This is a genomic window from Corynebacterium aquatimens (assembly GCF_030408395.1).
Classification (GTDB): domain Bacteria; phylum Actinomycetota; class Actinomycetes; order Mycobacteriales; family Mycobacteriaceae; genus Corynebacterium; species Corynebacterium aquatimens.
This window is the reverse complement of the sequence record NZ_CP046980.1, coordinates 1,050,724-1,072,210: the sequence shown is the minus strand read 5'-3', so window position 1 is coordinate 1,072,210 and position 21,487 is coordinate 1,050,724. Positions and strand designations below refer to the sequence as shown.

At 63.8% G+C, this 21,487-nt stretch carries 16 protein-coding genes; 12 read left to right on the top strand and 4 right to left on the bottom strand.

What is annotated here, in order from left to right; translation table 11 throughout:
* Nucleotides 1–67: 67 nt before the first annotated feature.
* The 3 genes from CAQUA_RS04845 (at nucleotide 68) to CAQUA_RS04835 (ending at nucleotide 5,078) form a co-directional block, all read left to right on the top strand.
* Nucleotides 68–1,045, top strand: coding sequence for a PAC2 family protein (locus CAQUA_RS04845; protein ID WP_231375809.1), 978 nt, complete (start codon nucleotides 68–70; stop codon nucleotides 1,043–1,045).
* Nucleotides 1,035–3,671: a DEAD/DEAH box helicase gene (locus CAQUA_RS04840; protein ID WP_196824269.1), complete on the top strand. Its 2,637-nt coding sequence runs from the start codon at nucleotides 1,035–1,037 to the stop codon at nucleotides 3,669–3,671. The genes CAQUA_RS04845 and CAQUA_RS04840 overlap by 11 nt, the downstream gene beginning before the upstream one ends.
* Nucleotides 3,672–3,788: 117 nt before the next feature.
* Complete coding sequence (locus CAQUA_RS04835; protein WP_196824270.1) at nucleotides 3,789–5,078, top strand: HNH endonuclease signature motif containing protein; 1,290 nt, start codon at nucleotides 3,789–3,791, stop codon at nucleotides 5,076–5,078.
* Nucleotides 5,079–5,280: 202 nt separating this feature from the next.
* On the opposite strand, the gene CAQUA_RS04830 is transcribed toward CAQUA_RS04835, so the two are convergent.
* On the bottom strand, nucleotides 5,281–6,855 hold the full coding sequence (locus CAQUA_RS04830) for an alanine/glycine:cation symporter family protein (RefSeq protein WP_196824271.1): 1,575 nt from the start codon (nucleotides 6,853–6,855) through the stop codon (nucleotides 5,281–5,283).
* Nucleotides 6,856–7,004: 149 nt separating this feature from the next.
* Between CAQUA_RS04830 and CAQUA_RS04825 the strand changes: the two genes are divergently transcribed.
* Nucleotides 7,005–7,967 (top strand): hydrogen peroxide-inducible genes activator, encoded by a 963-nt coding sequence (locus CAQUA_RS04825; RefSeq protein WP_196824272.1) that lies wholly within the window; start codon nucleotides 7,005–7,007, stop codon nucleotides 7,965–7,967.
* The gene (gene hrpA / locus CAQUA_RS04820; RefSeq protein WP_231375412.1) at nucleotides 7,964–11,944 is read left to right on the top strand and encodes an ATP-dependent RNA helicase HrpA; all 3,981 of its coding nucleotides are present in this window, start codon (nucleotides 7,964–7,966) and stop codon (nucleotides 11,942–11,944) included. The genes CAQUA_RS04825 and hrpA overlap by 4 nt, the downstream gene beginning before the upstream one ends.
* A gap of 37 nt (nucleotides 11,945–11,981) precedes the next feature.
* Here hrpA and nrdR read toward each other — a convergent pair whose 3' ends face one another.
* Nucleotides 11,982–12,437 carry a transcriptional regulator NrdR gene (gene nrdR / locus CAQUA_RS04815; protein WP_196824273.1) on the bottom strand — a complete coding sequence of 152 codons (456 nt, stop codon included), beginning with the start codon at nucleotides 12,435–12,437 and terminating at the stop codon, nucleotides 11,982–11,984.
* Nucleotides 12,438–12,525: 88 nt separating this feature from the next.
* Complete coding sequence (locus CAQUA_RS04810) at nucleotides 12,526–12,891, bottom strand: hypothetical protein (RefSeq protein WP_196824274.1); 366 nt, start codon at nucleotides 12,889–12,891, stop codon at nucleotides 12,526–12,528.
* A 220-nt stretch (nucleotides 12,892–13,111) separates the two neighbouring features.
* On the opposite strand from CAQUA_RS04810, the gene lexA reads away from it, so the two are divergent.
* On the top strand, nucleotides 13,112–13,789 hold the full coding sequence (gene lexA, locus CAQUA_RS04805; RefSeq protein ID WP_196824275.1) for a transcriptional repressor LexA: 678 nt from the start codon (nucleotides 13,112–13,114) through the stop codon (nucleotides 13,787–13,789).
* A 60-nt stretch (nucleotides 13,790–13,849) separates the two neighbouring features.
* Nucleotides 13,850–14,641 carry a DeoR/GlpR family DNA-binding transcription regulator gene (locus tag CAQUA_RS04800; RefSeq protein WP_196824276.1) on the top strand — a complete coding sequence of 264 codons (792 nt, stop codon included), beginning with the start codon at nucleotides 13,850–13,852 and terminating at the stop codon, nucleotides 14,639–14,641.
* Here CAQUA_RS04800 and hflX read toward each other — a convergent pair.
* Nucleotides 14,594–16,150 carry a GTPase HflX gene (gene hflX, locus CAQUA_RS04795; RefSeq protein WP_196824277.1) on the bottom strand — a complete coding sequence of 519 codons (1,557 nt, stop codon included), beginning with the start codon at nucleotides 16,148–16,150 and terminating at the stop codon, nucleotides 14,594–14,596. The genes CAQUA_RS04800 and hflX overlap by 48 nt on opposite strands.
* Before the next feature lie 102 nt (nucleotides 16,151–16,252).
* On the opposite strand from hflX, the gene CAQUA_RS04790 reads away from it, so the two are divergent.
* From CAQUA_RS04790 to CAQUA_RS04770, 5 genes are all read left to right on the top strand, one after another.
* Nucleotides 16,253–17,029, top strand: a complete 777-nt coding sequence (locus CAQUA_RS04790; RefSeq protein ID WP_196824278.1) for a hypothetical protein — start codon at nucleotides 16,253–16,255, stop codon at nucleotides 17,027–17,029.
* Between the two features lie 30 nt (nucleotides 17,030–17,059).
* Nucleotides 17,060–17,593, top strand: coding sequence for a hypothetical protein (locus CAQUA_RS04785; RefSeq protein ID WP_196824279.1), 534 nt, complete (start codon nucleotides 17,060–17,062; stop codon nucleotides 17,591–17,593).
* Nucleotides 17,594–17,664: 71 nt separating this feature from the next.
* The gene (locus tag CAQUA_RS04780) at nucleotides 17,665–19,272 is read left to right on the top strand and encodes an ABC transporter permease (RefSeq protein ID WP_196824280.1); all 1,608 of its coding nucleotides are present in this window, start codon (nucleotides 17,665–17,667) and stop codon (nucleotides 19,270–19,272) included.
* A 35-nt stretch (nucleotides 19,273–19,307) separates the two neighbouring features.
* Nucleotides 19,308–20,354, top strand: coding sequence for an ABC transporter ATP-binding protein (locus CAQUA_RS04775; RefSeq protein WP_196824281.1), 1,047 nt, complete (start codon nucleotides 19,308–19,310; stop codon nucleotides 20,352–20,354).
* Nucleotides 20,355–20,421: 67 nt separating this feature from the next.
* Nucleotides 20,422–21,483, top strand: a complete 1,062-nt coding sequence (locus CAQUA_RS04770) for an ABC transporter substrate-binding protein (protein WP_196824282.1) — start codon at nucleotides 20,422–20,424, stop codon at nucleotides 21,481–21,483.
* Nucleotides 21,484–21,487: the final 4 nt, after the last annotated feature.

Below are 21,487 nucleotides of genomic sequence, written 5' to 3'. Positions count from 1 at the left end.
GGATGCATACGTAAAGGAGGGTGAACCTGCTGTGAACGACAGGACTGGTGGATCAGATCAGCGCCGGATGTACGAGTTGGAGTACCCCGCGCCATCTGTTGACGGTGGTGAGGCGTCTGGGCCGACAATGATCGTGGCCATGCAGGGCTACGCGGACGCCGGGCAGGCCGTGGAAGGCGCGGCATCCCATCTCAAGGACGCATTGGAATCGGCGACGGTAGCCACGTTCAACAACGACGAACTGATCGATTACCGCTCGCGCCGCCCAATGGTGACCATGAGCCACCATGAGATCACGGACGTCGAGCCGATCAACTTGGACATCCGCGTGTTGCGCGACACCAAGGGTGTGCCGTTTTTGCTGCTGTCGGGCCCGGAGCCGGACATGCGCTGGGAGGCGTTCTCCAAGGCGGTGGCGGACTTGGCGGACAAGTTCAACGTGGACAAGACGATCTGCCTCTACGCCGCGCCGATGGGTGCGCCGCATACGCGTCCGCTGGTGGTTTCTGCGCATGGCAACGACGCTGAGCTGGTGGGCACCATGTTCACCTACGACGGCATGGTCTCCGTGCCAGGCGCCGCGGCCGTGATGATTGAGCGTGAGCTCCACTCCCGCGGGCGCAAGGTGGCCGGCTACACCGCGCACGTCCCGCACTACGTGGCGGCGTCGCCTTACCCGCACGCGGTCTTCCAGCTGCTGCAGTCTGTGTCAGACACGTCCGAGCTGGACTTCCCGCTGCGCGCGATCGAAGGTGACATTGAACGCGTTGCGCAGCAGCTCGCGGAGCAGACCCAGAACTCTGAGGAGATCGCCCAGGTCGTGGCGCAGCTTGAGCAGCACTATGACACGGAGATGTCCAACTACCGCGACCAGCACCCGCAGAAGATGATGCCCGGCGAGGCCCAGGTCCCGTCCGGCGAGGAAATCGGTGAGGCATTCGAGAACTTCCTCGCCGCGATCGACGACCGCGATCGCGACTCCCGCCCCACCCAGGCAGAGCTCGAGGCGAAGATGTGGGAGGACCCGCTCGACGATGACGAGTAGCGGGTCGCTTGCTTCCTTCGCGTTGGAGCTCGAAGAGGTTCCCTCATCGCTTATCGACGACGCGATCTGGGATTCCTTCACATCCTGGACGCGCGAGCGCGGGATTGCGTTGTATCCGGCGCAGGAGGAGGCGTCGTTAAGCGTGCTCGCTGGCGACAATGTGATCCTGGCAACGCCGACGGGCTCAGGCAAGTCGATGGTGGCGAACGCCGCCCACTTCATCGCCTTGGTGCGTGGGCAGCGGAGCTTTTACACCGCGCCGATTAAGGCGCTGGTGAGCGAAAAGTTCTTCGCCCTGTGTGAGATTTTCGGACCGGAGAACGTCGGCATGATGACCGGTGATGCGACGGTGAACGGCAGCGCGCCGATCATCGCGGCGACTGCGGAGATCGTGGCTAATATTGCGCTGCGCGAAGGCGGAGACGCGGTGCGCTCGTCGATCGACCAGGTGGTCATGGACGAGTTCCACTACTACTCCGACCCTGAGCGCGGCTGGGCGTGGCAGGTCCCGCTGCTGGAACTGCCGCGCGCGCAGTTCCTGTTGATGTCCGCCACGTTGGGCGACACCGGGTGGCTGCAAGAAGACCTGACGCGGCGCACGGGGCGTGAGACCACGTTCGTCGGCGGGTCGGAGCGCCCCGTGCCGCTGGATTTCCACTACGTGTTCACCCCCGTCCACGAGACCATCGACGAACTCATGGCCGAGGGCAAAGCGCCGATCTACGTGGTGCATTTCTCCCAGCGTGAGGCGGCGGAACGCGCGCAGGCGTTGACGTCAATGAACTTTGTCACCGCTTCCGAGAAAGAAGCGATCGCTGCGGCGATCGGGGACTTTCGCTTCACGACGACCTTCGGCAAGGACCTCTCCAAACTCCTGCGACGCGGGATCGGCATCCACCACGCTGGGATGTTGCCGAAATACCGCCGCCTCGTGGAGCGCCTTGCCCAGCAAGGACTTTTGAAGGTCATCTGCGGCACCGACACCCTAGGCGTGGGCATCAACGTGCCCATCCGCACCGTTGTGATGACCGGGCTGGCCAAATACGACGGCACGCGGCAGCGCATCGTGTCCTCGCGCGAATTCCACCAGATTGCCGGGCGCGCCGGACGCGCCGGCTACGACACCGAGGGCACCGTGGTGGTGGAAGCGCCGGAGTTTGAGATCGAAAACGTCAAGATGCGCAGAAAAGCCGGCACCGACCCAGCCAAGCTGAAGAAAATGCGCAAAAAGGCCCCGCGCACCGGCGACGTGAGCTGGTCCGAAAACACCTTTAACCGGCTCACTACCGCGGAGCCGGAAGAGCTAACAAGCCAGTTCAAGGTGTCCAACTCCATGCTGCTCAACGTGGTTGCGCGCCCCGGCGACGGGTACGAGCACATGCGCAACCTGCTGCGCACCAACCACGACTCGCGGGCGAAGCAAAACCGGGACATCCTCACCGCCGTCGAGCTCTTCCGCGGGCTGATCACGGCCGGCGTCGTGGAGGCAACGCCCGACTCCCCCGCGTTCCGCCCCTACACGCTCACCGCGGAACTGGACCGCGATTTTGCTCTGAATCAGCCGTTGTCGCCGTTCGCGTTGGCGTTTTTGACGGTGCTGGACCCATCGTCGGAAAGCTATGTGCTCGACGTGATCTCTACGTTTGAGGCGATCCTTGAAGACCCCCGGCAGCTACTCCAAGCGCAGCAACGCAAAGCCCGCGGCGAGGAAATCGCGGCGCTGAAAGCGGAAGGCGTCGACTACACCGAACGCATGGCGCTGGTCGAAGAGGTCACCCACCCGCAGCCACTGCGCGACGAACTCGACGCCGCATTCGAGACATTCACCCAGGCCAACCCATGGGCCCGCGACTTTGAGCTGCGGCCCAAATCCGTCGTGCGCGACATGATCGAACACGCGATGACCTTCAGCGACCTCATCGCAACCTACGGGCTGGCGCGCAGCGAAGGCGTCGTCCTGCGCTACCTCACCGACGCCTGGCGCACGCTGTCGCACTCGATCCCCGAGGCCAACATGACCGCGGAGCTCGCCGACGTTGTCGTGTGGCTCGGCGAGCTCATCCGCCAGGTGGACTCATCGCTTATCGACGAATGGGCCCACATGACCGACGACAACACCCCCATCTCCTCCGATGATCTTGAGCGGGAACTCGCCTTTGGCGTCGAGGACCCGACCGCCCTCACCGCCAACCGCCGCGCATTCACGATCATGGTGCGCAACTACTTCTACCGGCTCGTCGAGCTTTTCGCCTACGAAAAAGAACGCGAACTCGGCGAGATGCTGAGCTACTTGGACCTTTCATCACAGCCCGACTGGGGTACCGACATGGATGACTACTTCGACGACTACGACGACGTCGACCTTGGCCCCGACGCCCGCGGGCCGGAGTACTTTGTGCTCAACACCGATCTGGACTCCGAGGCCAGCGGCTTGGCCGCCGACCTGTCTGCATCTGCCTCGCAGGACGCTTCCTCTGCGCGCCAGCGCCGCCTCTGGCAGGCCACCCAAATCATCAAAGACCCCGAAGGCGACAACGCATTCCAGCTCGTAGGGCTCGTGGACCTCGACGCTTCCGACGCGGCCGGTGAAGTCCGCCTGCTCAGCCTCGAACTGCGCCAAGCCTAAGCCGCCCTGTGGATAAGTCGGGGTTATCCACAGGGGTGGTGGTGTGTGGATTTTGGGTTGTGTTTTGTGGTGTAGGTTGCGGGCTGTAAGCATTTCTACATTTTTTGGGGGGACTTTATGACAATCCATTCAGGCTCAGCGCCACCAGCTGCACCCGATGTTGCTGGTGGTGTGGATTTCGCGGCGTATCACGCTGCGATTACGCGAAACGCGTTAAGCATCATCGGATCATTCAACAAGGAGCTCGCCCGCAGCGGCGAGTTAGACACCAACCATGCCCGGGAGTTGGAAGCGTTGCACGCCACCTACTTCGGGTCGACGCGGTTTCGCGCTAAACAGCGCCAGGCCCGTGAACTGGTGCAGGCGAATCAGGTGTCGATGGACAAACTGATCTACATCGAACGCCGCCTTCCTACACGTGTGGATGCTGCCACGCGCTGGCAGCTGCGCCTTGAGTTGCTTCAGGTGCGTGGGTCTTTTGGTGCGTTGAAGCAGGCAGCGAAGAAGATCATTCCGGCCGATTCCACACCACCCCAACCTGGTGTGCGGTTTAGTGCTTCGCGGCACAAGATGCGTTCTGTGACTGTTACGACCGATGAACGCCTCGTGGAAGATCTCGAGCGTCACCTCTACGACGGTATTGACACCACTGCCCCTGTAGGGCCGCAGCTTGCTGACGCGTTTGGTCGCCTCGTCACCACCGGCAGCAGTAACGGCGGTGGCGGTGGTGTGCGTGCGGCGGTCCCAGAACCGTTGATCATGGTTCCGCTTGCCGCCCACATCCAGATCATGGCGGGCAACGGGGACGAGGTAGAGCTCAAGCTTACCGACGGCACCACCATCACCGGCGCCGACTACCTCACTTACCTCTTCGACCACCTCAACACCCCCGCCGACGACCCCGGCGCCGGCGACCCCGACGACACCCACACCGCCACCGGCCCCCATACCGGCGCCGGCGACCCCGCTACCGCAGCCGGCGACCCCACCGCTGGCGGGAGTGGTCCTGGTGTGAAGGTGGGGTTGTTTCATCCGGTGGAGGGTGCGGTGAATTTGTATCGGTCGAGCAGGTTCGCCAATGACAAACAACGCGTCTTGCTGCGAGCGATGATGCCGAACTGCGTGGTCCCCGGCTGTCGGAAATCTGCGGATCACTGCCAGTACCACCACGTTACGGCGTGGAAGAACGGTGGGGAGACAAACCTCGACAATCTGGCGGTGGTGTGTCGCTATCATAATCGCGTCAACGATGACGATTACGCCACCAGCCAGCACGGGGGTCGGGGTAATGGTCGCGGCAGAGTCGGCCGCGTCGGGCCTGAGAAGGTGTGGGTGTCACCATCAGGGCATGCCGTGCACCACGACGTCAACGCCCAGTGGGGAGCGATGCACCAACTCTTCGACTAACACCACCCACGCCAGCCAGCGGAAACTTGCCGGTTGGCGGCGGGCAGTTGCTGGCTGGCGGCAGCCAGCTGGATGGCAGTTGCCGGTTGGCAGCTGCTGGCGGCCAGAGGTGGGTTCACACCCGACACCCGACACAAGGGGTGGGCGGGCACACAGCCATGCCCAAAAGCTGCGGGTCGCCGCGCCCGCAGTAGTGGGCGGGCTAGCGGTTGCTGCGGCCGGCGGCAGGTCCGGTGGCAGGCGCGGTGGGGTCTGGGTTGGGGGTGGGCCAGGAACCGTCGATAAGCATGGTGTTTTTACGCTCGACCCAAAAATCAGCGTTGCGGATGCCTAGAGCCTCGGGGTCGAACTGCGGGTCGATGCCGGCTTTCTTCTGGCGGCGGTAGTCCCACAGGCACTGCAGCGCGGGGCCTTGGAGGGCGAGGATCGCCACGATGTTCAGCCACGCGGTCGCGCCGACGCCGATGTCGCCGAGTGCCCAGGCGGTACCCGGCGTGGTGGTCGCGCCGATGCACACGGACACGATGATCAGGATGCGCAGGATCCAGATGATGACGCGGCGGGCGGTCTCGTTCTCGATCCAGCGGTTCAGGTAGGTGAAGTTGACTTCGGCCATGTAGTAGTAGGCAACGATCGTCGTGAAGGCGAAAAAAGCGATGGCGACGGCGACGAAGCTGGGGCCTAGACCCGTCGAGAAGGTGTTCAGGCCCTCCTGCACGAAGCCCGGGCCGACTTCCACGGCGTCGGAGATGGAGCCGCTGTAAATGACGGCGCCGTCAGCGGATTGGCCTTCGTAGACGCGGAACATGTCCGTGGAGATGATGATGAACGCCGTCGCAGAGCACACAAGAAGCGTATCGACGTACACCGCAAACGCCTGCACAAATCCCTGCTTGGCCGGGTGGGAGACCTCGGCGGCCGCCGCCGACTGGGGGCCGGTGCCTTGGCCTGCCTCGTTGGAGTAGATGCCGCGCTTCACGCCCCACGCGATAGCCGCGCCGAGCATGCCGGAAAACGCCGCTTCCTTGTCAAACGCCGCGCGGAAGATCATGCCGAAAACCTCCGGGATCTGGGAGGCGTGCGTGAACAGCACCACGATCGCGATCACGATGTAGATCACCGCCATGACGGGCACGACAAGCGCGGCGAACGTCGCAATGCGCTTGATGCCGCCGATGATGATCAGGCCCAGCAAGACGGCCATGACCAGCGCGGACACCCCGGTGGGAACGTTCCATGCGTTCTCCACGGACGCCGCGACACCGTTGGCCTGCACGCCCGGCAGGAAGTAGGACGTCGCCAGCACCATGCACACAGCGAACACGATGGCGTATCCCAGCGCGAACGGGCGGGCTTTCGTGTGGCGGAGTGATTTCTCGATGTAGTACGCAGGCCCGCCGCGGTATTCACCGGTGTCGCGGTCCTGCTCTTTGTAGATCTGCGAGAGGCAGCATTCGATGAAGGAGGTCGCCGAGCCGAGAAACGCGGTCACCCACATCCAGAACACCGCGCCCGGGCCGCCGAATGCGATGGCGGTGGCCACGCCGGCGATGTTGCCCACGCCCACGCGCCCGGCCAGAGAGATCATAAGCGACTGGAATGAAGAGATTCCGTGTTCGGAGCTTTCGCCGACAGAAATCTGTTTGACCATGTCCGGCAGGCAGCGGACCTGCATGAACAGGGTCACTAGCGTGAAGTATGCGCCCGCGCCGAGGCACAGGTACACGAGCCAGTTCGACCAGATGATGTCGTTTAATCCGTTGATGAAGTCGGTCACGCGTCCTCCTTAGGGCGGGGTCCAGCAGGTTACAAAAACGTTAACTCATCATAAAAGTAAACGTGGAAAATCGTGTACATTTCACGCGGCGGCTGGTGCGAACTGCGGTTTTCGTTGATAGGCGTTCGCTATAAGGTACGGTTGCCTGGGTGAACAAAGAGTACAAGCCGACGCTTGCGCAGTTGCGCACGTTCGTCACGGTCGCGGAGAACCGTCACTTTGGTACGGCCGCCGCGAAGCTGGGGATTTCGCAGCCGTCGCTGTCGCAGGCGCTCGTCGCGTTGGAGACCGGCCTGGGCATCAAGCTCATTGAGCGCTCGACGCGCAAGGTCATCGTCACCCCGGCGGGGGCCGCGCTTCTCCCCTACGCCCAGGCCACGCTCGAGGCGGCGGAGACGTTTGTTGCGCGCTCGCGCGGCGCTCACGGGGTGCTGAACGGCCCGCTGGTCATTGGGATGATTCCCACGGTCGCGCCCTACCTTTTGCCCAGCTTGCTCCGCCTGTGCCGAGAGCACTTCCCTGAGCTGGAGCCGCGGATCGTCGAAGAAACCACGCCTGTCCTGCTGGATCAGTTGCGTGACGGCCTCATTGACCTCGCCGTCGTGGCCACCGCGTCTGAGAGGAGCGGGTTAACATCGCGCATGCTTTACGACGAAAACTTCGTCGTCGCCCTGCCCTCCCACCACGCGCTGGCCGGGCGAGATGATTTGTCGCTCGAAGAGCTGCGGGAGCTCGATTTGCTATTGCTTGACGACGGCCACTGCCTCCGCGACCAGGTCATCGAACTGTGTCACCTCGCTCAGGTGAGCACGAACGAGATCACCGAATCTGTCAGCCGAGTGTCGTCGTTGACCACGATTGTGCAGTTGGTTGCCGCCGGTTTCGGTGCCACGCTTCTGCCGGAGGACGCCGTTGCCGCTGAGGGCGTGCGCCCGGGCGTTGCGATCGCCCGGTTCGCACCCACCGTGAGCGCCGAGCGGCAGGTTCGACTGACGTATCGTGCGTCGTCGACGCGCGTGGAGGAGTTTGAAACCTTTGGCACGCTGATCACACAGGCGCACGAGGACACCCTCGCCGCGGCCGGAACCATCAACGCTGGCGCGACTGCATGAGCGGCGGCGAAAAAACGCGGCAGCGGACTGGTGGCCGGCGGCGGCGCAACAAACGCGACTGGGCACGCCTGAAAGCGCAGCGCGCGGCAGCAGTCGAGGCAGCTCTGCCGGAGATTAGGTATCCGGCGGGCTTGCCGGTGTCCGATCGTCGAGAAGCGATTAAAACGCTGATCCGCGACAACCAGGTGGTGATCATCGCGGGTGAGACGGGCTCCGGTAAAACGACGCAGATCCCGAAGATGTGCCTTGAGCTGGGGCGCGGACGCGAGGGGCTGATTGGCCACACGCAGCCGCGACGCATTGCCGCGCGCACGGTGGCGGAGCGCATTGCGGAAGAACTCGGCCAGGAGATCGGCGAATCCGTAGGCTATGCGATCCGCTTCGACGACCGCGTCTCGGACACGACGGCCGTGAAACTGATGACAGACGGCATCCTGCTGGCCGAGATGCAGCGCGACCGCCTGCTGCGCGCCTACGACACGATCATCATCGACGAGGCCCACGAACGCAGCCTCAACATCGACTTTCTGCTTGGGTACCTCAAGCAGTTGTTGCCGCGGCGTAAAGATCTGAAGGTGATCATCACCTCCGCGACGATCGACCCGGAGCGGTTCGCGGAACACTTCGGTGGCGCGCCGATCATTGAGGTCTCGGGGCGCACGTACCCCGTTGAGATCCGCTACCGGCCGCTGGAGATGGAGGTCGCGGTAAAAGACGGCGGGACGAAGGTCGTCGACGTGGACATGCTCGACGGGCTTATCGACGCCCTGACGGAACTCATGCGCGAAGGCGACGGCGACATCTTGTGCTTCTTCGCCTCCGAGCGCGACATCCGCGACGCGATGGAGGCGATCGACGGCCAGAACTGGCGCGGCGTCGAGGTCGTGCCGCTGTTCGGGCGACTAAGCAACGCCGAGCAGCACCGCGTGTTCGCGCCGCATTCCGGGCGGCGGATTGTACTTGCGACGAACATCGCTGAGACGTCGCTGACCGTGCCGGGAATTCACTACGTGGTGGACACGGGGCTGGCGCGCATTTCGCGCTACTCGACGCGCACCAAGGTGCAGCGACTGCCCATCGAGGAGATCTCGCAAGCCAGCGCGAACCAGCGATCAGGGCGTTCGGGGCGTATCGCGGACGGTATTGCGATTCGTTTGTACTCGGAGGCGAACTTTGAGGCGCGTCCGGAATTCACCGACCCGGAGATCTTGCGCACCAACCTGGCGAGCGTGATCTTGCAAATGATCTCGCTGCGCTTAGGCGACATTTCGGAGTTCCCGTTCATCCAGCCGCCGGACCCGAAAGCGATCCGCGATGGCCTGCTGCTGTTGCATGAGCTCGGCGCGATCACCGACCGCGAGAGCAACGACGCGCCCACGCTCACGTCGATCGGGCGCGATCTGGCGAAGATCCCCGTCGACCCGCGCATGGCCCGCATGCTGGTCGAGGCCAACCGGCTAGGCGTGCTCGAAGACGTCACGGTCATCGTGGCCAACATGACCATTCAGGACGTGCGCGAGCGGCCACTGGAATTCCAGGCCCAGGCCGACCAAGCCCACGCACGGTTTAGGGATAAAACCTCTGACTTTATCTCCACGCTGAACCTGTGGGACTACCTGAAGGACGCGCGCGACGAACTGTCCGGCAACGCGTTCCGCAAACGCATGAAGAAGGAATACCTCCACTACATGCGTATCCGGGAGTGGTATGACCTGGTGCGGCAGCTGAGGGACGTCGAGAAGCAACTGGGCTGGGCACAGGATCAAGCCGGCACGGCGCGCGACCCGAAGGAAATCCACCAGGCGCTGCTGAGCGGCCTGTTGTCCAACATTGGCGCGCGCGACGGCAACTCGAAGGAATTCAAGGGCGCGCGCGGGACGCGGTTCATGATCTTCCCTGGCTCTGCGCTGGCGAAGAAACCGCCGGAGTTCGTGATGGCGGCGGAGCTCGTGGAGACGACTCGCCTGTGGGCGCGCGACGTTGCCGCGATCGACCCGGCGTGGGTGGAAAAGCTCGCGCGTGACCTGCTGAAACACTCATATTCCGAGCCCGTGTGGTCACGCAAGCGTGCCGCGCCGATGGTGCACCAGAAGTCCTTGCTCTACGGCGTGACCATCGTCGCGGATCGGCTCGTGCCGTATCACCGCGTGGACGCGGAAGGCGCGCGCGACATGTTCATCCGCCACGCGCTCGTCGACGGTGAATGGACCACCCACCACAAGTTCGCGGCCCACAACGCGGCTCTTTTAGAGCAGGCCGCGGAGATCGAAGAGAAAATCCGCCGCCGCGGCGTCGTCGTGGATGAGGAAACGCTATTTGAATTCTACGACGCCCGCGTGCCCGCTGGCGTCGCAACCGGACGTCACTTCGACGCCTGGTGGAAAAAGAAACGCCGCGAAGACCCGGCCTTTTTGGACTTTGACCCGAACGCGCTCATTGCGGAGGACGTGGGGGCACACATGCTTCACGACGGCTCCTACCGCACCGAGTCCGCCGGCTTCGCTGGCGGCGCTGGCGCTGCCGCCAGCGACGGAAGGGGCGAAGGTAGTGCTGGCGGCGCTGGCGCTGCCGCCAGCGACGGTGGTGCTGCCGGCGGCGGCGCGCTGGATAGCGCGAAGCTCGCGTTTCCCGACTCGTGGCGGCAGGGCACCATCGACTACGAGCTGCAGTACAAGTTTGAGCCGGGCGACCCCTTCGACGGAGTCACCGTCATGGTGCCCGTACCTCTTCTGGCGGGGCTGAAAGACGACGGATTCGACTGGCTGGTTCCGGGGCTGCGGTTGGAGCTGTTCACTGAGCTCATCCGCACGCTGCCGAAGGCGCTGCGCAAGACCGTCGTGCCGGCGCCCGACTACGCCGCGCGCGCTCTGGCGAAGGCAGTGCCGGGGCAAGGGCGCGTCGTCGAGCAGCTGGCGCACATCCTGCAGTCGATGGGCGGGCACGGAATCGCGGCGGCAGATTTCCGGCCGGAGGCGGTGCCGGGTCATCTGCGGATGACGTTCGCGGCTGTCGATCGGCGCGGAAAAATCACCGATCATGACAAGGACCTTCAGGCGCTGAAGACAAGGCGCGCGGGGCAGATTCATTCGTCGGTGGCAAAGGCTGGGAAGCGCTCGGAGACGGATGTGGTGCGGGAGTGGACCGTCGATACGCTTGGCGACGTCCCTGAGACCGTGACCACAACCATCGAGGGCAACAAAGTGGACGCGTACCCCGCGCTGGAGGCGGCGGCTGGCGGCGTGCGGGTGAAAGTCTTCCCGACGAAGGCCGCTGCGGACGCCTCGATGGTGACCGCGACGCTGACGCTGCTGCTGCGTCGCATCGACGTGTCGACGCAGCAGATGCTCAAAGGACTGCCGCTGCGGCAACGCGTGGCCGTCGAACACTACCCGCACGGCGGCGCCGCGGGACTCGTGGAAGACGCGCGCGTGGCCGCGATCCGCGACGCACTATTCGCCGCGGGCGGGCCCGTGCGACGGCCCGCGGAGTTCGAGGAGCTGGTGAAAACCATCAAACCCACCATCAGCGGGGCCGTGCGGCGCACCATCGTTTCGATTGCGCCCGGGCTGGTCGAGTACTCGAACCTCGCGGCCGAGCTGGATAACTGGCACGGGCCCGCGATCGACGACATCAACCGGCAGATGGCGTTTCTTTTACCCAAGCACGCGATCACAATCCACGGGATGGAGCACCTGCAGCACCTCCCCCGCTACGTCCAGGCCATTAGGGTGCGGCTCGAGGACATGGCGTTGGACCCCGACCGCGACGCCGAGCGCCAGGCAACCATCGACGCGGCCCGGGAATACCTCGACGTGAGGCTTCGCCGCCTGCCTAAGGGCCGCGAAAAATCGCGCGCGGTGAAGGACATCTTGTGGCGCATCGAGGAGCTGCGCGTAAGCGTGTTCGCGCAGCGGCTCGGGACGGCGAAACCCGTGAGCCAGCGGCGGATCGAGAAGATGGTGGACAAGCTCAGCTAGCGGCGCGTGCGCAGCGCGTGCGAACGCGGCGCGCGGGTCAGAGGTCGCGGTCGCGGCGGCGCATCAGTCGGATTTCGGACTCGAAGTCGTCGGCGCTTTCGAAGGACTTATACACGGAGGCGAAGCGCAGGTACGCGACCTCGTCGAGGACGCGCAGAGGTTCGAGGATCGCCAGGCCGATGTCGTTGGAATCGACCTGGGAGCTGCCGTGGCTGCGCACGGTTTCTTCGACCTCTTGCGCCAGCCGCTTCAGCGCGTCATCCGACACGTCGCGGCCTTGGCACGCGCGGCGCACGCCAACGATCAGCTTGTCACGGTCGAAGGGCTCACTCACGCCGTTTCGCTTGACGACGGTCAAGATCGCCTTCTCAATCGTCGTAAAGCGGCCGCCGCATTCTGTGCATTCTCTGCGTCGGCGGATGGATGCGCCCGCGTCAATCAGGCGCGAGTCAGCGACGCGGGAGTTCTGGTTATGGCAGAAAGGGCAATGCACGCTCGAAATTGTACTCGCCCGCGGGTGTGGGGACGGTGGGCGTCGATAAGCATAAAAATGCCCCCACGATGTGGGGGCGAGGCGCGGACTACCTCACGCTGGCGGAGACGACGTTGGGCGCCGCTGGCGCGGCTGGGGCTGGCTCTTCAGCGGAGAACATGCCGCTAAACGCTGCGCCCACGATGAGCGCGAGGCCCAGCATTGTGCCCATGAGCGTTGCGGCGCGCGCTTCATGCTGTTTTTCGATCTTCGTTTCGATCCCCGCCCGTGTTGGTTCGGCAATGTCCCGGTAGGGCTCAGGGTTTCGATTAAACTCGCCTAAAGTTCGAACATGATCGGCCCGGCGGTGCTGCGTTCGCTCAGGAATATCCCACACATCCGCCGGCTGCGGCGCGCGGTGAATCGAACCAGCAGGTACGTTTGCGGTGCGGGGATTGCGTACTGCGATGGTCATAATGAGATTCCTTTCTACTGTTGCAACCAAGTGTAATTTTCGCTCCGACACTCTCGAACACTTTGTTCGCGCGAATGTTCTAATTAGATGCTATGTTCGAGTTATAGCAACACGCGAAACATTTGTCCACACGTGGGCGGAAAATATCGAACACAATTGCCATACCGTGGTAGAACGGTAGGTAGAAAAGTTGAATGAGGAACACTCGGAGAGGAACGCCATGGCACGACAGAAGAGAGACCCTAACGGCCTGAGCGACAGGCAACGCCGGATCCTGGAGGTTATTCAGGACGCGGTTGTCCTGCGCGGATACCCGCCAAGCATCCGTGAGATCGGTGATGCGGCGGGTTTGCAGTCAACATCGTCGGTTGCGTATCAGCTCAAGGAATTAGAGAAGAAGGGGTTCCTGCGCCGCGACCCAAACAAGCCGCGCGCCGTGGATCTGCGCCACCTGCCGGAGACGGATCCGCTGCGGAAGAAATCTGCGCAAAAGAAGCAGACGCCCGCACCCGAAGAGGCCGCGGCCCCGCGCTACATCCCCATTGTTGGTCAGATCGCGGCTGGGGTCCCAATCACCGCTGAAGAAAACATCAATGATTACTTCCCGCTGCCGGAAGAGCTCGTGGGTGACGGCGAACTCTTCTTGCTGCAGGTTGTCGGCCAGTCCATGCAGGACGCGGGCATTTTGGACGGGGACTGGGTTGCGGTGCGCTCCCAGCAGACGGCGGAGGAAGGGGATTTCGTTGCCGCGCTTATTGAGGGCGAGGCAACGGTCAAGGAGTTCCACAAGGACTCAACGGGGGTATGGCTCCTCCCCCACAATGACGCATTCTCCCCCATCAAGGCCGACGAAGCTGAGATTATGGGACGCGTAGTATCCGTCCTGCGCAAGCTGTAACTTTTGCGGCAACTCGATGTCCCGGTCGCAGCCCACGCGGTCTATCCGAAGGTTTCATGAATGCACACCGAAGAACGCCGCCGCCAGATCGCGTCGCTGACCGCTGTTGAAGGCCGCGTTAACGTCACGCGCCTCGCGGAGGAATTCGGCGTCACCGCGGAGACTATTCGCAGGGATCTCGCCGCGCTTGACAACGAAGGGATGGTGCAACGCGTCCACGGCGGCGCGGTTCCGAGTTCCTCGTTCCTGACCGCCGAGCTCACCATGGAGGCCCGCTACCGGACGTCCGCGGCTGCGAAGAAGGCCATCGCGCGCGAGGCGCTGGCGTATCTTCCGGAAGAGCCCGGCACCGTGTTCCTCGACTCCGGCACGACGATCCAGATGCTGGCCGAGCTTTTTGCTGGCGATGAGATTGCCCGTCGGCATTCCTACGTGACCAACTCGTGGCCGATCGCGCTGCAGCTGTCCAGCGACCAGGTCAGCGTGCAGTTGCTTGGCGGAACCGTGCGCGCCCTCACCCACGCCATCGTCGGTGACACCGCGTTGCGCACCCTGGCGCTGCTCAGCGCGGACGTGGCGTTCATCGGCACGAATGCGCTCTCAATCCCCAGCGGCCTGTCCACCGCCGACCCCCAGGAGGCCGCAGTGAAATCCTCCATGGTCACCAACGCCTCGCGCGTAGTCGCGCTGTGCGACTCCACGAAACTTGGCAACAACTACGCCGTGAGCTTCGCGCCCTTGGCATCACTCGACGCCGTGATCACGGATACGAAGGCGCCGGACTCCTTCGTAGCCGATCTGGAATCATCCGGCATCGAGGTCGTCCTGGCCGACCCAGCTTTGTTCTCCTGAGTCCTCCCCGGCAGAAGGTTCCGGGCTGATCGCGAACTCGGCGTACTGGTCGGCGACGATGCGGGGCAGGCGGACGTCGATAAGCGTGCCCTCGGCCTCGTAGGACTCGCTGCGGACGGTGCCCTCTTCGTGGACGCGCGAGACCACGTCGCCGCGCGTGTAGGGCACGAGAAGGGTGACGTGCGCGTCCAACGTGTTCAGGAACATCTCGATGCGCTGCTCAAGCTCGTCGATGCCCTCACCGGTGTGGGCGGAGACAAAGACAGCGTCGCGGCCGGCATCGGCGAATGCGTGCCGCAGCTCAGCCAACACAAGCGGGTCAGCAGCGTCGATCTTGTTCACCACGATGATTTCGGGCGGAATGGTCTCATCGGTGTCACGCACGATGTCGGCGAGCACCTCGCTCACCGCCTGGATCTGCTTGAGCGGGAACGGGTCGGACCCGTCGACAACGTGCAGCACCAGATCGGCGCCGGTGACTTCTTCCAGGGTGGACTTGAATGCCTCAACGAGCTGCGTCGGCAGGTGGCGGACAAACCCGACGGTGTCGGTTAAAACAACCGCGCGGCCATCAGCAAGCGTGGCGCGTCGCGTGGACGGGTCCAGCGTTGCAAACAGCGCATCTTCGACGAGCACTCCCGCGCCGGTCATGGCGTTGATAAGTGAGGATTTGCCGGCGTTGGTGTACCCGGCGATAGCGATTTTTGGCACCGTGGAGCGCGCACGCTTCGCGCGCTTGATGTCGCGGGCGGTCTTCATGTCCGCGAGCTCGTGGCGCAGCTTCGCCATCTCCGTGCGCAGGCGGCGGCGATCGGCCTCAATGCGGGTTTCACCGGGGCCGCGCAGGCCCACACCGCCGTTGGAACCGGCGCGGCCACCGGCCTGGCGCGACAGGTTGCCACCCCAACCACGCGTGCGCGTGTACAGGTATTCCATCTGCGCCAGCGACACCTGCGCTTTACCTTCTTTGGACTTCGCGTGCTGGGCAAAGATGTCCAGGATGAGCATGGTGCGGTCGATCACTTTGATCTTCAGCGCCTCCTCCAGCGCGACCAGCTGGCCTGGGGACAGCTCACCATCGCAGATCACGGTGTCGGCGCCGGTCGCATGCACGATGTCGCGCAGCTCCGCGACCTTACCGGAGCCGATGTAGGTCCCGGCGTGTGGCTTGTCGCGCTTCTGATAGAGCATCTCCACGACCTCCGCGCCCGCGGTTTGCGCCAGCGCGGCAAGTTCCTGCATGTTCGCCTCAACTTCGGCGGTTGACCCTTCGGTCCACACGCCCACGAGGATGACTTGCTCGAGGCGCAGTTTGCGGTACTCCACCTCGTAGCCGTCGGCCTGTTCTTCGGAGCGGAGCTCGGTGGCGGAGGTGACCCGTCGAAAAGCATTGCGCTCTTCCAAGTCCAGGGTGCCCACAGAAGGCTCGTCATAGTCGTGGAAGGCCTCCGCGAGCAGCGCGTCGCGCTCAGCGTCGGGGGAATCAGAAGAAGTGTACGAATCTGTCATTAGGCCCTCATTGTTGCACACCAGCCACAGACAGTTGCTTATCGACGATCCCCAGCGCCTCCGCGCGCAAAGCCTCCGGTGGGTGAAATGTAAGCTTGGGGCATGACAACAACAGGAGTGAACAGCAGCGATCTTTCCAGCATCGGGATGAACTTCCCGCGGTGGCAGGACGCGGTGGAGGCGGCGATCGCCTCGAACCAGCTCGCGGTGACCGGTGAGGTTCGCGGCGGCCAGCTGATCCAGTTCAACGATGTCTGCGGCGCGCAGCTGAACATTCTCGCCGTAGAGCCGTTCTCCACCTACGCGGGCTTCGAGTCTGCAGCACGCGCGCAGGCACACATCACCATGCTCAATGACGTGGTCGCGCTCGCGGAAATCGCCGACCCTGCAGGCAGCATCATCAGCACTCTCACGGTCAACTTGGCTCAAGGGCCCCTGCTTGTCGACGAGCCGACGTTGCCCTGGCAGGAAGTCGGCATCACGGCGCTCGCGCTGGACGCACAGGTCTACGACTCCGTGGAGGCGTACCAGGAGGAGACCGGCAAGGACGTCGGCGTTATTGACTCCCCGAGTGCCCGCGCTGTCGCCGAAGGCTCCGGGGGTGCCGCACCCGACGCTGGCGCAGAGTTTTCCGCGCGCGTCCGCGAGGCAACGTGTCGGACCAACGGCTTGACCGGGCAGCGTTTCATCCACGCGACGGTGGATGCGGCGTTCCCCTTTGACGTTTGCGTCGCTTACGACGCAAACGTCGTAGGCGACGCCGGCGTTCCCGCGACGGGGTCCGTGATCGCGGGCCGGGCGGTCATGGCTGCATCGATCGCGACGCCGTCAGGCGGCGGCTGCGGTGGCTGCGGCGGCTCGTGCGGGTGCGGTGGATAGAGCACTGTAATAAACGAGAACGGCACACCCGTGGATAAGCAACGAGGCTACTACCAAGCACTCTGGCTCACCGTCGCCATAGTGATCGCGATCGCGTTCGTGTTTCGTTTTTCCTGGCCGGGCCTGGTCATCGCGACCGTGTTCGCGCTCATCACCTTCTTGCTGTTCCGCCAGGGTGCGGTGAATCCGGAGTTGGAGGCTTTACGGGCGTCGTTACGCGTTGCGCGCGATGACATCGCGCAGATCATTGATGAGTTCGACGAAATGGCGCACGGTAGTTCCACTGACGCGATCGCGGACCGAACCCTGACCTACCCGCAGCTGGTCTCTAACACCTCTAACGTGCCGGAAATTGAGGATTTCCACCTGCGGCTGGCGTCGTCGCGCAGGTTCATTCACCGCGTGGATGCCTACCTTGCTAACGACGGCCACGGGCGCCGCGAGCTGGAGAAGCTGATCCGCGTGGCCGATCAGCGGGCCACGGAACTGTCACAATCATGGACTGATGCGCGCCGCGTCGCCAAGCGTTTGGGCCCCGGCACGACGGGCGAAGTGGGCGCGTAACCGCCGCTTCCGCTGGCGCGGTGGGCGGGCATTTTGAAGCAACACTTTTTTCGGCAGTGTATTTTTAAGCAATGCCATCGCTTTTCAGAGTCGGCACGTGGCTGATCGCCGCCGGCGTCTTCATTACCCCGCTCGCGCTGGTGGTGGGCTTAGCGCTGGGTGGAAACCAAATCCCAGTGCTCATGGAGCAAGGGCTACCCCGCGCGGCGTGGAATTCTTTTTATTCAACGTTCCTTTCGTCGGTCCTAGCGGTTGCGGTGGGCACGGTCGGGGCGATCGTCGTGGAGCGCACCACCATCCGCGGTTCGCACTTCGCGCGGATGCTGCTGTTATCGCCGCTGCTGGTTCCGCCGTTCGTGGGGGCGATCGCGTGGATTCAACTGTTCGGACGCAACCAAGGGTTCAACTCGTTTACAGACCACCAGATCTGGAACATCTACGGCGCGGACGGCGTAATCTTCCTCCTCACGCTGCATGCGTACCCCATCGTCTACGTGATCATGGCCGCTGCGCTGCGCAAGGTCCCCCGTGACCTGGAACTGGCCGCGCGCGTGTCCGGGGCAAGCTCATGGACCACCCTGCGCACCGTCACGCTGCCGCTGGTCCGCCCGGCGATCCTGAGCGCCTTCACGCTGACCTTCGTGTCCAACCTGGGTGACTTTGGAATCCCGGCGTTGATCGGGTCCCCGGCGCGCTTTGAAACACTGGCAACGATGGTCTATCGCTTCGTGGAATCCGGGACGGTGCCCAACCCGCTGCAGGTGGTGTCCACCATCGGGGTGGTGTTGTTGGTCATGGGAATTTTGGCCGTCATCGCGGATTACATCGTGGCCGAGCGCGCCGCGACGTCCGGCACAAACGCCAGCGCACCCTTGCGCTTTGAGCTTGGTCGCGCAACGTGGCCGTTGACTATCGTGACCTGGTGCGTCGGCCTGGCCATCACTGTCTTGCCGGTGGGCGGTCTGCTGGTCCGCGCGCTGTCGCCGGCCTCGGGCGTGAAACTCACCCGGGACACCTTGACGTGGCGCCACTTTGAAGCGACGCTGAACAACCCCCGCGTCATCGACGGGTTCACAAACTCGTTGCTGCTCTCGCTTTCCGCCGCCATCATCGCCGGTGTGCTGGGATGGCTGATCGGTATCCTGGTCACCCGCACGCGTTCGCGCGACAACACCGCCCTGACGCTCGTGACGCTGCTCCCATCCGCGCTACCCGGCCTGATCGTGGGCGTCGGTTGGCTGATCATCAGCCTCTACACCGGCCTGTACAACACCCGCTGGATCATCCTCGCCGCCTACGTGTGCGCCTACACCGCCACGGTGCTCCAAGCCGTCCGCGCACCACTGAAAGGCACCCCCATCGCACTAGAAGAAGCCGCCCGGATCTCCGGCGCTGGCCCCCTGCGCGCGATCTTCCACACCTCCGGCGCAATGGCCATTCCGGCTGCGCTCTCCGGCGCGGTGCTCGTCGCCATCACCGCCGTGCGCGAGCTCACCGTTTCCGTGCTGCTCATCGCGCCGGGCACGACCACGCTTGGCGTGCAGCTGTTCAACCTCCAGCAGGCCGGCAACTACAACCAGGCCTCCGCGCTCGCCTTCTTGTTCACCATCGCTGGGTTAGCAGTTCTGTTCATCGCCAGCGCCTCTATTTCCCGCGGCACCGCGGCCGCCCGTAGGTAAAACCGACCCGCAAGGATAGTTACGCAAGGACAGTTATGGACAACATCCGCTTCGATTCCGTCACCGTCACCTTCCCCGGCGGTACGCAGGGCTTGAAAGAGGTCAGCTTGGACGTCGCTGAGGGCGAGTTCGTGGCGCTCGTTGGCCCGTCCGGCTCCGGCAAGACAACCCTGCTGCGTGCGCTGGCCGGTTTCATCGAGCCGTCGTCCGGCACGATCACCGTCGGTGGCCGCGACATGAGGGGGATCCCGCCTGAAGATCGCAACATGGGCATGGTGTTTCAGCAGCACGCCGTGTGGCCGCACATGAGTGTGTTCAAGAATGTGGCGTATCCGCTTGAGAGGGCGGGCGTCGATAAGCATGAGCGCGAACAGCGCGTCATTCAGGCGCTGACATTGGTGGGGCTTGAGGGCCTCGCTGAGCGTAAGCCCGACAATCTTTCCGGTGGTCAGCGTCAGCGCGTGTCTCTCGCGCGCGCCATCGTGGGTGAGCCGCGCGTGTTGCTTCTCGACGAAGCCCTGTCCGCGCTCGACGAACCCCTGCGCGACGTACTACGGCGCGAGCTGGTCACGCTCACCCGCACCCGCGGGCTGACGACGCTCCACGTGACGCACGACCGGCAAGAGGCACTCGCTATGGCTGATCGCATCGCCGTGCTTGCTGACGGCCGCCTCCAGCAAGTCGCCTCCCCCGACGCCCTGTATTCCTCGCCGGCGTCGGCGTGGGTGGCGCAGTTCTTCTCTGACGCGACTGTGTTGCGTGCCCGCCGCGACGGCCATGAGTTTGTCAGCGACACCCCCGCGATGAAGTTCCGCCGTAGTGACGTTGTGTCCGCTGCGGAGCTCGGCGAGGACGTGGAGATCGCCGTGCTGCCGTCTGCCGTGCGCATCGTCGACCCGCATCAACCGGGCGCTGCCCGCGGCACCGTCGTCTCGGCGCTGTTTGAACTGGAGGGGTATTCCGTCACCGTGGATGTGAACGGCACGATCTTCCGCGCGAAGGTCCGCGGCCGCCGCCCCGCCATCGGCGAGAACGTCGGCGTGCGTACCGAGCGCGTCTTGGGATACCCGGCCACCGACTAAAACACCCGCGATCGGACTTAAGAACTTAGACTGAGCACTTCCACCAGAACCGAAAGGACCCCACCCGATGACCACTTCGATACCGCGCACCACTCCACGCGTAACGCGCACGCTTACCGCAATCGTTGCTGCTGCGACCCTGACCCTGGCCGGGTGCGCGGAACCGGGCCAGAACACCAATTCCAGCGGTGGCGGCGAGAAGAAGGGAAACGTCACCACCATTACGCTCTACACTTCGGAGCCAGAGGCGAAGGCGGACCTGGCCATCGCAGAGTTTGAAAAGCTCAACCCGGACGTGAAAGTGAACATGTACCGCGGTGGAACCGGTGAGCTGGTGGCGCGCATTGCGTCAGAGAAGTCCTCCGGCGGGATTAAAGGCGACGTGTTGTGGTGCGCTGATGCCCCGACCTTTGAGCTGTACAAGCAAGACGGTGACCTCGCGGAACTGACTAACTTTGACTTCAGCTCAATAGTGCCGGAGGCAATCGACCCGGACCACACCTACGTGGGGACCCGCATGATGCCCACGATCATCACCTACAACACCCAAAAGATCACGGAAGACAACGCGCCGAAGTCCTGGGCGGAACTGACCGACCCGAAGTACAAGGGTGAGATCGTGTTGGGCGATCCCGCGGTCTCCGGCGCAACCGCGTTCAACGCAGCCGTCTGGATGGCTACACCTGAGCTCGGGGAGAACTGGGTCAACGCGTTGGGCGCAAACCGGCCGATGGTCGCCCAGTCCGCGGGTCCAGTGGCAGAAGAAGTCGCCGCTGGCGGCCACCCGATCGGGATCGTCACTGATTACCGCGTGCGCGATCTTGCCGACGAGGGCTCCCCCATCAAGGCGGTCTACCCCACCGATGGCGCCCCCTACATCACCCAACCGGCCGCAGTGTTTGCCGCGTCGAAACAGCGCGATGCAGCGCAACGCTTTGTTGCCTACCTCGTGTCCAAGGAGGGCCAGACCACGGCGTCGAAGCTGAACTACCTGCCAGTACGCGATGATGTTGACGGCCCTGCCGGCGCACCGACGCTCAAAGACATCCCGCTGTTGGAGGCAGACCTGAACAACATCACGCAGCAAAAGAAAGACGCGGTGTCCTACTTCCAGAAGGCAATGCGCTAATCGC

Excerpts from the sequence above, each read along its gene's own strand:
- CAQUA_RS04845 (WP_231375809.1), top strand. The coding sequence starts at position 68 with ATGTACGAGTTGGAGTACCCCGCGCCATCTGTTGACGGTGGTGAGGCG.
- CAQUA_RS04800 (WP_196824276.1), top strand. The coding sequence starts at position 13,850 with ATGCACACCGAAGAACGCCGCCGCCAGATCGCGTCGCTGACCGCTGTT.
- CAQUA_RS04770 (WP_196824282.1), top strand. The coding sequence starts at position 20,422 with ATGACCACTTCGATACCGCGCACCACTCCACGCGTAACGCGCACGCTT.
- CAQUA_RS04840 (WP_196824269.1), top strand. The coding sequence starts at position 1,035 with ATGACGAGTAGCGGGTCGCTTGCTTCCTTCGCGTTGGAGCTCGAAGAG.
- lexA (WP_196824275.1), top strand. The coding sequence starts at position 13,112 with ATGGCACGACAGAAGAGAGACCCTAACGGCCTGAGCGACAGGCAACGC.
- CAQUA_RS04790 (WP_196824278.1), top strand. The coding sequence starts at position 16,253 with ATGACAACAACAGGAGTGAACAGCAGCGATCTTTCCAGCATCGGGATG.
- CAQUA_RS04810 (WP_196824274.1), bottom strand. The coding sequence starts at position 12,891 with ATGACCATCGCAGTACGCAATCCCCGCACCGCAAACGTACCTGCTGGT.
- hflX (WP_196824277.1), bottom strand. The coding sequence starts at position 16,150 with ATGACAGATTCGTACACTTCTTCTGATTCCCCCGACGCTGAGCGCGAC.
- CAQUA_RS04780 (WP_196824280.1), top strand. The coding sequence starts at position 17,665 with ATGCCATCGCTTTTCAGAGTCGGCACGTGGCTGATCGCCGCCGGCGTC.
- CAQUA_RS04775 (WP_196824281.1), top strand. The coding sequence starts at position 19,308 with ATGGACAACATCCGCTTCGATTCCGTCACCGTCACCTTCCCCGGCGGT.
- hrpA (WP_231375412.1), top strand. The coding sequence starts at position 7,964 with ATGAGCGGCGGCGAAAAAACGCGGCAGCGGACTGGTGGCCGGCGGCGG.
- CAQUA_RS04835 (WP_196824270.1), top strand. The coding sequence starts at position 3,789 with ATGACAATCCATTCAGGCTCAGCGCCACCAGCTGCACCCGATGTTGCT.